Annotated in this window: 10 protein-coding genes and 1 tRNA gene; 5 read left to right on the forward strand and 6 right to left on the reverse strand. The window is 50.6% G+C overall.

Going from position 1 to position 12,010, the window contains the following annotated elements; genetic code table 11:
- From Q7O77_RS08275 to Q7O77_RS08290, 4 genes are all read left to right on the forward strand, one after another.
- Positions 1 to 1,019 (forward strand): aspartate aminotransferase family protein (locus Q7O77_RS08275; RefSeq protein WP_304165666.1); only part of this gene is annotated, 1,019 nt, incomplete at its 5' end.
- Positions 1,020 to 1,282: 263 nt separating this feature from the next.
- Positions 1,283 to 2,191 (forward strand): transcriptional regulator GcvA, encoded by a 909-nt coding sequence (gene gcvA, locus Q7O77_RS08280; protein WP_304165688.1) that lies wholly within the window; start codon positions 1,283 to 1,285, stop codon positions 2,189 to 2,191.
- Positions 2,192 to 2,259: 68 nt separating this feature from the next.
- A complete protein-coding gene (locus Q7O77_RS08285; RefSeq protein WP_304165669.1) occupies positions 2,260 to 3,087 on the forward strand; it encodes a DMT family transporter in 828 nt (275 codons plus the stop codon).
- A gap of 19 nt (positions 3,088 to 3,106) precedes the next feature.
- The gene (locus Q7O77_RS08290) at positions 3,107 to 3,997 is read left to right on the forward strand and encodes an oxidoreductase (RefSeq protein WP_304165672.1); all 891 of its coding nucleotides are present in this window, start codon (positions 3,107 to 3,109) and stop codon (positions 3,995 to 3,997) included.
- Between the two features lie 321 nt (positions 3,998 to 4,318).
- On the opposite strand, the gene Q7O77_RS08295 is transcribed toward Q7O77_RS08290, so the two are convergent.
- A tRNA-Gly gene (locus Q7O77_RS08295) sits at positions 4,319 to 4,394 on the reverse strand.
- Positions 4,395 to 5,010: 616 nt separating this feature from the next.
- Here Q7O77_RS08295 and Q7O77_RS08300 point away from each other — a divergent pair.
- Positions 5,011 to 6,321: an MFS transporter gene (locus tag Q7O77_RS08300; protein WP_304165675.1), complete on the forward strand. Its 1,311-nt coding sequence runs from the start codon at positions 5,011 to 5,013 to the stop codon at positions 6,319 to 6,321.
- Between the two features lie 170 nt (positions 6,322 to 6,491).
- Here Q7O77_RS08300 and Q7O77_RS08305 read toward each other — a convergent pair whose 3' ends face one another.
- The 5 genes from Q7O77_RS08305 to Q7O77_RS08325 all read right to left on the reverse strand — a co-directional run bounded on the left by Q7O77_RS08305 (position 6,492) and on the right by Q7O77_RS08325 (position 11,753).
- On the reverse strand, positions 6,492 to 7,652 hold the full coding sequence (locus Q7O77_RS08305) for an NAD-dependent formate dehydrogenase (protein ID WP_304165678.1): 1,161 nt from the start codon (positions 7,650 to 7,652) through the stop codon (positions 6,492 to 6,494).
- A 134-nt stretch (positions 7,653 to 7,786) separates the two neighbouring features.
- The gene (locus tag Q7O77_RS08310) at positions 7,787 to 8,707 is read right to left on the reverse strand and encodes a LysR family transcriptional regulator (protein WP_304165680.1); all 921 of its coding nucleotides are present in this window, start codon (positions 8,705 to 8,707) and stop codon (positions 7,787 to 7,789) included.
- A gap of 646 nt (positions 8,708 to 9,353) precedes the next feature.
- Positions 9,354 to 9,845, reverse strand: a complete 492-nt coding sequence (locus Q7O77_RS08315; protein ID WP_304165683.1) for a hypothetical protein — start codon at positions 9,843 to 9,845, stop codon at positions 9,354 to 9,356.
- A 31-nt stretch (positions 9,846 to 9,876) separates the two neighbouring features.
- On the reverse strand, positions 9,877 to 10,674 hold the full coding sequence (locus Q7O77_RS08320; protein ID WP_304165685.1) for a M48 family metallopeptidase: 798 nt from the start codon (positions 10,672 to 10,674) through the stop codon (positions 9,877 to 9,879).
- Between the two features lie 122 nt (positions 10,675 to 10,796).
- The gene (locus tag Q7O77_RS08325; RefSeq protein ID WP_304165686.1) at positions 10,797 to 11,753 is read right to left on the reverse strand and encodes a DKNYY domain-containing protein; all 957 of its coding nucleotides are present in this window, start codon (positions 11,751 to 11,753) and stop codon (positions 10,797 to 10,799) included.
- Positions 11,754 to 12,010: the final 257 nt, after the last annotated feature.

Genomic DNA, 12,010 nt, shown 5'->3' on the forward strand with positions numbered 1-12,010 from the left:
TGGCCGCCAGCGATAAGCCCACGCTGCTGTATTGCGCCAATGGTTATCACGGCAAGACGCTAGGGGCGCTGTCGGTTACCGGTCGTGAGAAACATCGAACGGTGTTCAAACCGCTGCTGTCCCGCTGCGAGGAAATTCCGTTCGGCGATATCGACGCGCTGCAAGCACGATTGCAAAAAGGAGACGTGATGGGCTTCATCATGGAGCCGATTCAGGGCGAGGGCGGCGTCATTATGCCGCCGGAGGGCTATCTGTCCGCCGTACGGGCGCTGTGTTCAGAGCATGAATGTTTGTGGATCCTCGATGAAATTCAGACCGGGCTTGGCCGAACCGGCAAGATGTTCGCCTGCCAGTGGGAAGAGGTATCACCGGATATCATGGTGCTGTCCAAATCGCTTTCCGGAGGGATGGTGCCTATCGGCGCGACGCTATCATCGAAAGCGGTCTGGCAGCGAGCCTACGGCAATATCGATCGCTTCGCGCTGCACACTTCGACGTTCGGCGGCGGCAACTTCGCGGCGGCGGCGGCACTGGCTTCGCTGGATGTCATTGAACAAGAGGACCTCCCCGGCAATGCCCGTCAGGTCGGCGCTTATTTGCGACAGGGGCTGGATGATCTGGCTCGCAAGCATTACTTCATCAAAGAAGTTCGCGGACGAGGCATGATGCTGGCCGTTGAATTCCAGAATGATGTTTCAGGCGGGATTGAGGCGTTCGTTCGGGAAATGACCAGCCGACTCCCGGCCAAAGCCGCAGCCACCTACCGGATGATGCCCATGAAAGCCCGCGAACATCTGGAAGCGGCGATGGAAGAGATGGAATCCACGATGGCGGACATGTTTGTGCTGCGCATCATGACCAAACTCTCACAAGAGCATCATATCCTGACCTTCGTGACGGCCAACAACAACCGGGTCATGCGCATTCAGCCTCCGCTGATTTTGTCGCTGGATCAGGCCGAACGTTTCATCAATGCGCTGGGACAGGTCTGTGAAGACCTCTCGACTTTTGAAGCCTAACGCACTCATTCGATAGAGTTCTGTCCCAACTGGGCTAGCCTCTCCGCACTGGCGCATCCCGCGCTAGTGCGGTGTTAGTACGCTACGGGCAGCGGAGTGAGCGTAAATCTGGGGTGTTTACAGGAAACGTTACCCATCGACGAAGCTCAGCCAATCGCTCATGGCTGTCCAGGTAGCTTGATTGACCACGCTGTCGCCGTATCTTTTGCAAAGGATCCGGCATATCGTGTTATGAGTATTAGCTCATTAACAGGAGCAGAATGATGCGTGATCTTCCCCCCACAGCTACGCTGCGCACATTTGAAGTCGCCACCCGCCACACGACGTTTACCTCAGCGGCAGCAGAGTTGTTTATTACGCAAAGTGCGGTCAGCCATCAGCTGAAAAACCTGGAGGACATCTGGGGCCTGCAACTTTTCGAGCGAGGGAAAAAACTTAGCCTGACGCCAGCTGGCGCCGCACTCGCTCCCCTCGTGCGCGAATTCTTCAGTAAACTGGAAACCACGCTTGCCGATCTTCGTGAGCAAAATGGCCGGGTACGATTGCGCGTTAACACCACATATTCCTTCGCGCTGAAGTGGCTGCTACCACGCCTGCCAGATTTAGCGCGTTTGCATCCGGAGATTCTAGTGTCACTGGAAAGTACGGATAAACTTATCAACTTCGCCAGCACAGATTCCGATGTGGCGATCCGTTTCGGCCACGGTAACTATCCAGCCCTGCATACGGAATTTATGTTCCGTGAGCAGCTATTTCCGGTTGCCAGCCCGGCACTCTTACAGCGTTTTGGCACACCATGCGACCCCGCCGAACTGTTGCGTTATCCGCTTCTGACACGTGAAGGTGCCGATCTGGTGCCGAAATGGGACGTCTGGTTTAGGCTGATCGGCATAAATACTGATGTGTTGCACGAAAGCGTACGCTTCGCCGACACAAATATGACGATTGAAGCCGCGCTACTTGGGCAGGGCATTGCATTGGCGCGTAGCGGACACGTTGAAAAAGAGATTTGCGACGGCAGTCTGGTGCGGCTCTTTGACGTCCCTTTTCCGTCACCGGCCGCCTATTACTTTGTCTGCCCAAAAGGCATCGAAATGCAGCCACACATCGTGAAATTCCGTAGCTGGCTACTGGCAGAATCACAACAGGCCCTGCTCAGCTATCAATCATGAGTATTGACTCATACCTCGATGACGACACTTCACTTTTAATTCGGGCACGTGCTGTTTAGCATCAACACATGCCTGGACACATAATGTTGCTTACGTTATTCGCCGCCTTGCTGCATGCCAGCTGGAATGCCTTATTGCGCGGCGGTACTGACCGGTTGTGGTCGATGACCATCATGTGTCTGACGATAGCCCTGACCTGCGCCGTCACCGCGCTGTTTCTGCCGCCGCCTGCCCGCGCCAGTTGGACGTACGCCTTGCTTTCAGCCCTGCTGCACGTCGGCTATAACCTGTGTCTGGTACGCAGTTATCAGAGCGGAGAACTCGGGCAAACCTACCCGATTGCACGCGGTTCATCGCCGCTAATGGTGACCTGCACGGCGGCAATATTTGCCGGAGAAAAAATTGAATTTAGCACCCTTGGCGGTATCACGCTGATTTCCGCAGGTATTCTGATGCTTGCCGTAACAGGGAGCAAACTGGCGATGCCTGGCCTGAAATATACCCTGGCAACGGGTGCCTTTATCGCCTCGTATAGCATTGTGGATGGTATGGGCGTGCGCCTGTCAGGCAATGCACTCTCTTATACCGTGTGGATGAGCGCATTATGGGGTGTGCTGATGCCAGCGCTCTATATCGCCTTACGCGACACGAAAAGTTTATTGCGCTGGCGGCCCGGTTTACTCCATGCGGCAGCGGGGGGGCTTGTTTCACTACTCGCATACGGCATCATTATTTATGCGATGACGGCTGCACCAATGGGAGCCGTCTCAGCGCTGCGCGAAACCAGCGTGCTGTTTGCCGCTGTACTGGGTTATCTGTTTCTCGGCGAAGCGTTAACAATAAGAAAAATGCTGGCGTGTACGGTGATTGCCGCCGGCACACTGATAATGGGTTAATCAAATCAGGAGAATACGAATGTCTGACCATCCCACGATTGCTCTTATTGGTCCGGGTGCTATCGGTACCACCATCGCCGCTGTACTGCATGAAGTTGACCGCACGCCAGTCCTTTGCGGGCGTACCGCGCATCCGCAGTTAATTCTGCGTCACGATGAGGGTGAAGTTGTGGTGCCTGGTCCGGTATTGAGTCATCCGTCAGCTATCCACCACCCGTTCGATCTGGTGTTTATCGCGGTGAAAACCACCCAGGTAGCTGACATCGCCAACTGGCTGACCGTGCTGTGCGATGAAAACACCGTGGTATGTGCGCTGCAAAATGGCGTCGAGCAGAAAACGCAGTTGGAACCCTTAGTCCATGGCGCAAAGATACTGCCTTCCGTCGTGTGGTTCCCGGCACAGCGTGAGCCGGATGCCTCCGTCTGGCTACGCGCCAAACCACGTCTGACGCTGCCGGATGTGCCGCAGGCAAAACGGGTCGCTGATGCGCTCAGAGGCACACGCTGCGCGGTTGAGCTATCAACCGATTTTATCTCCATCGCCTGGCGCAAACTGCTGCAAAATGCCGTCGCTGGTCTGATGGTACTGGCGAATCGTCGTGCAGGGATGTTCTCGCGCGGGGATATCACTGAACTGGCACTGGCTTATTTGCATGAAGGTCTGACGGTAGCGCGTGCGGAAGGTGCAGCACTGGACGATAACGTTCCGCAGGATATCGTTAACGGTTTTCATCATGCCCCTGCGGATCTAGGCACCTCCATTCTCGCCGACCGCCAGGCCAACCGCCCGCTGGAGTGGGATATCCGCAACGGCGTGCTACAGCGTTATGGTCACACTCATGGTATTCCTACGCCTATCAGCGACGTGCTGGTACCGCTGCTGGCGGCAGGAAGTGAGGGGCCGGGTTGAAATCGTTAACGACAGGAGTGGTTGCAAGACAGTGACACCCTGAATCGCCACAGATTTGAGCGATATATCCAGACGATGAAGATGATGAAAATAGTCCGGGATGCAAGCGACGGCATGCCTGCGTCTCTGTAAGTACAGCCGTTTTAGTTCCACGAAATGATGAGGCACTCATAACGCACACGATCTTCGCGTACTCATTTGTGTACTACTTCGGTGTGGTTGACGGTGGTTTTTCGTGGGTTTCACTAGATGTTCAACAGAGCGATGGGTCTGTTGAATCATAGACCTACAGACATCATTGGACATCTATAGAAAAGAAATTGGAGCGGGAAACGAGACTCGAACTCGCGACCCCGACCTTGGCAAGGTCGTGCTCTACCAACTGAGCTATTCCCGCGTCGCAACTGACTTTCACTGGGGATAAAATGTGAAGTCATTCGATAAATAAAACTCTCAATCTATTGATTAATCAGCGTTTTATCTATGTCTTCCGAAGAAGTGGGCGCATTATGTCGCTCTTTGCGGATGATGGCAAGCCCTTTTTTAACAGAACAGACGAGAATCGGTTTATCTGCTCATTAGAGCATCAAGTTGCCCCTTTTGACGGTCATTCTCGGCGCTGACAAGGCGATAAACCCACGCGTGACGAAGGACTATCGTGACCGCATCCTCTTCCTTTTTTGGCCTTTCCTTCAGTGCCTCAACGCTCACTCAGTATGTCTAATCTGGAGCCCCCACCGAGCCGGGTTTTGCATAATGTAAGAAATTAGAACCAGAGAATCGATTGCTCTCTGCTTATCACCGCTTTTTACCTCAATTGACGCTAGCCAGACTTTTGGCATCTCAGTAGACTGACTTTCCACCGCGCTATCGAACGCCAAGTGATCGTGGCGCATCATGCATAGGCTCTGTTTACGCTTCCGACCACCGCTTTCCTCACCGCAAACGCAACGCGCTGCGGAACAAAGCCTACGGCCGGCAGCCATCAACTGGATGGATGAGGAATATCTGACATGACTCACGCGTCTGCTGCCGGAACAACCCCGGTCAAAGAGAATGAATCTGCGCTTTACCGAAAAATCATCTGGAAACTCATCCCCTTTCTTTGTTTCTGCTATTTGGCCGCTTATCTGGACCGTATTAACGTCGGCTTTGCCAAGCTACAGATGGTGGAAGATTTACACTTCAGCGAAACCGCCTTCGGACTCGGCGCCGGACTGTTTTTCGTCGGCTATATCCTGTTTGAGGTTCCCAGCAATCTGATGCTGGAAAAGATCGGCGCCAAAGTCTGGATCGCCCGCATCATGATCTCGTGGGGCCTGTTATCGACCGGCACACTGCTGGTGACTACGCCGGAGCAGTTTTACATCCTGCGTTTTCTTCTCGGCGCCGCCGAGGCCGGCTTCCTGCCTGGGGTACTTTATTATCTCACCCAGTGGTTCCCTTCCCACCGACGCGGCCGGGTGATTGCCCTGTTTATGATCGGACTGCCCCTGTCGAGCATCGTCGGCGGACCGCTGTCCGGCTGGATCATGATTCATTTCGATCAGTTCCACGGTCTGCGTGGCTGGCAATGGCTGTTCTTACTGGAAGGTCTGCCCACCATTCTGCTGGGCATCCTGACGCTGTGGGTGCTGCCCAACAGCTATCGGCAGGCCAACTGGCTCAATGAGCAGGAGAAAACACAGATTGCTCTGGCGCTCAAACAAGACGAGGCTGAGAGTCACCATTCTCATCACCGTTTCCGCGAAGGTTTTTTCAATCTGAAGGTATGGATGCTGGGCGGCATCGATTTTTCTATTTTGCTGAGCGCCTACGCGCTGGGGTTCTGGATGCCGACGCTCATCAGGCAGGCAGGCGTCGCCGATCCCTTTCATATCGGACTGTTGACCGCGCTCCCCAGTCTGGCCGCACTGTTGGGAATGCTGGTGATTGGCGCGAGTTCGGATCGTCACCGTGAACGCCGCTGGCACATCATCATCCCTTTTGTCATCGGCGCCATCGCCATGGCAGCCAGTACGTTCTTCGCCGACAACGTCATTGCCACGGTACTGCTCTTTGCCATCGCACAGGCCACCATTATCGGTGCCGTCCCGGTCTTTTTCAGCCTGCCCGCCACCTTCCTCACTAGCACCGCCGCGGCTACGGGGTTTGCCCTCGCCTGCTCGCTGGCGAACATTGCCGGTTTGGTGAGTAACTCGCTGATGGGATTTGCTCTGGATCTGACCGGAAGCAGCGCGGGCGCGCTGTGGTTTTTCGCCGCTTGCCTGCTGGCAAGTTCTCTGTTGGTGATTGCCCTGCCCGCCAAAATCGTTAACCGATAAGGTTGTGACAAAAAGGCCGCATCAGGCGGCCTTTCTCTTTGACGAACGCACGACACGATTTGCCGGGCGGACCGATATGGATTGGATGCTCAGTCCTGACGACAGCGAAGCATACCGGCCTAACCCTGGCGTGCGACGGCTGTAGACCGCCGCCGTGACAGATCTTTTCGTCAGGCCAACTTGTAAGAGTTGGCACCGGTGCCGGCCAGATTGCCGCCGTCGACAATCAGATACTCCTGACGGATCGGCTTCCCTTCGAGGAAGTTTTGCAGAATTTCCAGCGTTCCTGCCGCATAGCGCGCCTGCGCGGACAGCGAGGTTCCGGAAATATGCGGCGTCATGCCCTGATGCGGCATGCGGCGCCATGGGTGGTCAACCGGCGCAGGTTGCGGGAACCAGACGTCTCCGCCGTAGCCTGCCAGCTGGCCCGACTCTAACGCGCGCGCAATCGCATCGCGATCGCAGAGCGCACCACGAGCGGTGTTGATCAAATAGGCCCCGCGTTTGAACTGAGACAGAAAGGCTTCGTTGACGAATCCCTGCGTCGAGGGATACAGCGGGGTTTGCAAGTTGACCACATCACAGACTTTAACCAGCGATTCCGGGGTTTCGTGGTAGGTTAAGCCCAGCTCCTGCTCAACCTCTTCCGAGAGGCGATGAGGATCGTAATAGTGCAGCTTCATATCGAAAGGTTTCAGACGGCGCAGCGCCGCCAGACCGATACGCCCGGCACCGAGCGTCCCGAACTGCATTCCCTCGACGTCATAGCTGCGCGCCACGCAGTCCGCGATATTCCAACCGCCGTTGTTGGCGATTTGATGCGAAGGCAGATAGTTGCGAACCAGGGCCAGAACGGTCATCACCACGTGCTCTGCCACGCTGATGGAGTTGGAGAAGGTCACTTCGGCCACGGTGATGCCGCGTTCGGCGGCGGCTTTGAGATCGACATGGTCTGAGCCGATACCCGCCGTCAACGCCAGTTTCAGTTTCTTCGCTTTGGCAATACGTTCAGCCGACAGGTAAGCCGGCCAGAACGGTTGGGAAATGACGACATCGGCATCCGGTAAATGACGGTCAAAAACGGAGTCAGCGCCTTCCTTATCGCTGGTCACAATCAGCTCATGCCCCTGACTTTCCAGATAACGACGTAACCCGAGTTCTCCCGAAACGCTGCCTACCAGCTCTCCGGGGGTGAAACCCAGTTCACCTGACGGCGTGGGCGCCGTCTGGCCATTCGGGTAGGTAAGAATTTCTGGGATATCGTCTCGCGCATAGACGGGGGGAAAACCGGTTACAGGATCGGGATACAATACGCACAAAATCTTGGACATAGTTATCTCCATAAACCTAAGCAAGTTAATTATATAGCCTTGATTTTAGGCTATAATTTTTGTGACGCGGTCCAGTCTGGGCGCTTAAGAATCACGCGTCCAATTGTTTGAAAATATCTCTAAATAGCTCCGCTCTATTTACTGGCTCGGTAGATGGATTGGTCGATTTTGCTCTGTAGGTCGAGCTGCGTCGTCATCCCCCACACCGCGTCTAGCAGTGCAGGCTGGTTGTCTTTACGTAGTCGTAGCAGGCTCATTTCCGGTAACGGAGGAGACTCAATGGGATGGGCGACAATACCGTTGGCGATGAGATGATCGGGGATGGCACTGATGGGGGCGATACTGCAGGCTTGTCCGCTGCTCACCATTTCGTGTAACACGCTGAGGGCGTTGGTTTCGATGATGACCTGAGGCGTCACCCCGGCCTCACGAAAAGCCTCTTCGATGACCCGTCGGTTCTGCATCTCATGATTAAACAAACACAGCGGCAACTCTCCGACATCGCCCCAGCTGAACGCATCGCCAGTCGGGGGAGCGACCTCGCTGTTGGACAGCAAAACGAAACGTTCGGCATACAGCGACAGGGACTCGTATATCTCTCCGGCGCTGGCATCGGAATAGGCGATCCCCAGATGCAGATCCTGATTTTTCAGCCGGTTCAAGATGTCGCGCGTACTCAGGGAAAAGACCTTCAAATTCAGGCGGGGAATGACGCGGCGGTACTCTTTAATCAGCGTAGAAACCGCGCGCATCGCCGAGGGGACTGCGCCAATGACTAAATTCCCCCCGGCCACGGCTTGGGCCAGCGCGGCCTCTTGCTTCAGCCCGTCTAATGAGGACAGCGTTTTTCTCGCCCACTCCAGCACGCGCTCCCCTTCAGGGGTGAACCCTTGAAAACGCCGTTCTCGTCGAATAATGGTGATGCCCAGTTCGCGTTCCATTTGTTGCAGCGCAACGGACAACGAGGGTTGCGAAACCCAGCAACTCTCTGCGGCCTGAGCAAAGTGCCGATGTTCAGCTAATGCCACCAGATAATGAAGTTGTCGCAGAAACAAGGTTAACTCCTTTTAAATTAATGATTTCCATAAAAAAGCGTTATAAAACAATGCTAAGCTCGGCGCACCGACATAGCCCTTTAGCGATTTCATCCCCTTATCACCGCCATCAGGCCAATGCGTCAATTCCTCCTGTATTCCTCTCCCAACAAAAGACTCCGCGCGGCACGCGGGCGGCATAGCGCTCATCGAGTTGGCTGATTCGACTTCTCAACTCAGCCCATCGGCACCGCGGTTTTCTTCCTCTTTCGCGACAAACATAGTCCAGGTTGATGAAATAGCAGGACAGACCAGCAAAATTGTACAATAGATAGGCAGCAAGGGGGCAATTCAGCGCAGGGGGTGAACAGATAATGTCTCGGGTGTAGCGAAGGGTTTCCTAAGCATCAGCGGTGACCGCAGAGGGATAAGGTACGATAAAGGAATGAGAAGAAAAGGCAGGAGATCAGATAGGAAGAATGAATCGTTTAGATGGGATAGTGCGCCCTATCTAAGAGGGAAAATGCGTTGTGCCAAGAGGTGATGATGAAAAATAAAAATTGTCAGGCCGGTAGAAAACAGATGCAGTTTACAGAACGATGCGGAGTCGTCTTATCCGGCCACGGGAAGACAGAGGTTAAATGCACAACTTCATGTAATGTGTCATTCACTGATATTTGTGTAGCAAATACCTTTTTATTGATGCAGCATTTTTATATTTAAAATAAAGAGACTCACCGGAGAACTCCCCTTCTTCACCACATAGCTCAGGATCGTCTGAAATCTCTTTATTATTCACCATTCCATCATCGTGAAGAGAATAGCCATAAACTTGATATGACGTCCCAGATATTCTTTCAGCACGATGCATAACATGCCATGAAACCAAGACAACGACATGTTTCACACCACCTAATGTGACGAAAAAAACCGTCTCAATGTTTGGCGAGCCACCATTAACATCATAGCTATCTATTTTTATAGCATGACCTTTTTTCTCAAAATAAAGGCCCAGCGGGCGATTGGCATCGTTCTCTTCTTTTATATAAATGCGGCTATCTTGAACTATATTAAAAGGCCCTTGCACGTATATTGATTCAGTGCTGGCATGACACCTAAACGTCAAGACCAATGCTATTACTGTAAATATTTTCAACATAAATCGCTCCATATTTAGTGAAAATAATAGTTCACTTTATTCGTTCCTGTACCCTGGATGGAACGTGTTTCTCATACCCCGACGACTTCATCAAGTTAAGATACTGTTTATAATTTAACTTTGCATTATCTAAATCTTTCAATGCCCAGAAAGCATCGGCCAAATTTAAATAAACAGCTTTTCGATGAGGCGATCTTCTTTTTACAATTTCGAGGTAGTATATCGATTCTTTATACCTTCCATTTTCTTGTAGAAAATAGCCATAGTCATTATAAATAGGCTCACTGTAGAACCTATCGATATCTGACATAGTCAAATAGGGTTCGAGAGAATTTATTGCCTGCTCCACATCACCAGATTGAAAAAAAGCCATGGCGTTATAATAATTTATTTTCAATAGCGTATTGAATGAGGCATCGAACTCTTTACTATGTTTATTAACTATGACATATCTCTTAGAAAAATTTGTTTCCAGAGGACAAACATCCAACGGATTTTCAAAAAATAATTCGACCCTATCATCGACTGCATAAAAATGAGCAATATCTTTTTCAGGAGAAGAATAATTCATCATCTCAGAATCAAACGGCAGCAGTGATGCCAAAGCTCCGTTTCTGCTTTTAGTTATCTCGAGTTTAATGATGCAATCAGCAGGGGACCGCTCCCCCAAATCAGAACTTCCTCCGTACAAGGTAGACGTTAAATGATTTGTTTCTCCTGAGTGTTTCTCAATCCCCACCAATGTAAAATCATCTTTATAAATGCTAACATCGGCACTCGAATATAACGGAAAGAAAACCAATAAAAGACTTATAACTAGTTTAACCATAATCTACACTATAGAATATTGATGATTTTTGTCTTTATATGCCGCATAGCGTTAACTAATAACTCATACAGACTATGCGGCCACATTGGGCCACATAATCATAGAATTAAAAAATCACTTCATCACACTTTATGGCATGATGTGTCGTATTTATCTTTCATCAAGATACATTCCCATTTGTTTACACCATCAGTGATTCTTACTTCTCCACTATCCTGCTCTATGTGCATCTTTTGAGGATTAACATCTTTGATCAGTTCAGCATCAACAGCGACAAACCAGACATATTTTCCATCACTAAACACATGTTCACTGACCGGATTTATATTTTTTACAGCGGTATCGGCAGGGATAACAGGCTGTCTTTTGTCATAAACATAAAACCCATGCTTATCAGCGGACATAGTAAAAGAGAAACATTTGAATGTGGACACATCAGCATCGGGATGCTTTGAACCTTCATAGTAAAGCTCTCCGTCAATATTCGCCCACCCATAACATGGGGGATAAGCGCTTGCGTTACGTTTGTAAGGTAAAACCACCGTCTTCCCAGCAACAAAATAATAGTTGTTTTTATCCTTAGCTTGATGAGTAGATAACGTCACAAATGATCCAGCATCTACGCCTTCCATTCTTTCACCAGTAATAGTTAAAACGACTTTCTTATCAGAAAAAAATGGGAAATCAAGGTCTGTAAAATGCTCAACATCCACGTTGTAATCTAAAAGATTACATTCTGCATAAGCTTTATTATTGGCGAATAAAAATTCGCCGTCAAAAACTCTTGCCGTATCAGGATTAAAACCCTGAGGTAATTTTGATGCATTACAATAATAATTTCCACCAGAAGAGGAGATATTAATTCCTCCGTGATTGCGATAAATAACTTTAAAGCTCTCAGGGTTTATATCAGGTAATACTTCTGGTGCAATATTCGCGGCTGGTTGAAATACAATTTTATCTCCTATCAATTTATAAGGATATTTTACACTATCTTTTTCCATTGCCATACACTGCTGGCTAGCGAAGAAAATAAAAATTATGGCAGACGCCTTTTTTATACAAGAATTTAAATTCAACTTATCTTCCTTTTTATTTGTCGTACAGTTACTTTTCCAGAGATGAAGAACCTCTGAACACTAATTTATTGCTTTAATAAGAACCGATGGCTTAGTCCTACGAAATTATCAATCACGTAAGATCTCTTATTTTTCACAGACCTAAGATTTAGCTAAAAAATGGCCTATGCCACGTTAAAAAATTTAAAAGCCTTGCTGATAATATAGATAACCTGTCTCTTATACACATCTGACGCTGCCGACGAAGAGGATAGTGT

The sequence above is a fragment of the Lonsdalea britannica genome (assembly GCF_946477055.1).
GTDB classification, from domain to species: domain Bacteria; phylum Pseudomonadota; class Gammaproteobacteria; order Enterobacterales; family Enterobacteriaceae; genus Lonsdalea; species Lonsdalea britannica_A.

Bases quoted from the DNA above. Each gene is read 5' to 3' on its own strand.
- gcvA (WP_304165688.1), top strand. From the start codon at position 1,283: ATGCGTGATCTTCCCCCCACAGCTACGCTGCGCACATTTGAAGTCGCC.
- Q7O77_RS08285 (WP_304165669.1), top strand. From the start codon at position 2,260: ATGCCTGGACACATAATGTTGCTTACGTTATTCGCCGCCTTGCTGCAT.
- Q7O77_RS08290 (WP_304165672.1), top strand. From the start codon at position 3,107: ATGTCTGACCATCCCACGATTGCTCTTATTGGTCCGGGTGCTATCGGT.
- Q7O77_RS08300 (WP_304165675.1), top strand. From the start codon at position 5,011: ATGACTCACGCGTCTGCTGCCGGAACAACCCCGGTCAAAGAGAATGAA.
- Q7O77_RS08305 (WP_304165678.1), bottom strand. From the start codon at position 7,652: ATGTCCAAGATTTTGTGCGTATTGTATCCCGATCCTGTAACCGGTTTT.
- Q7O77_RS08315 (WP_304165683.1), bottom strand. From the start codon at position 9,845: ATGTTGAAAATATTTACAGTAATAGCATTGGTCTTGACGTTTAGGTGT.
- Q7O77_RS08320 (WP_304165685.1), bottom strand. From the start codon at position 10,674: ATGGTTAAACTAGTTATAAGTCTTTTATTGGTTTTCTTTCCGTTATAT.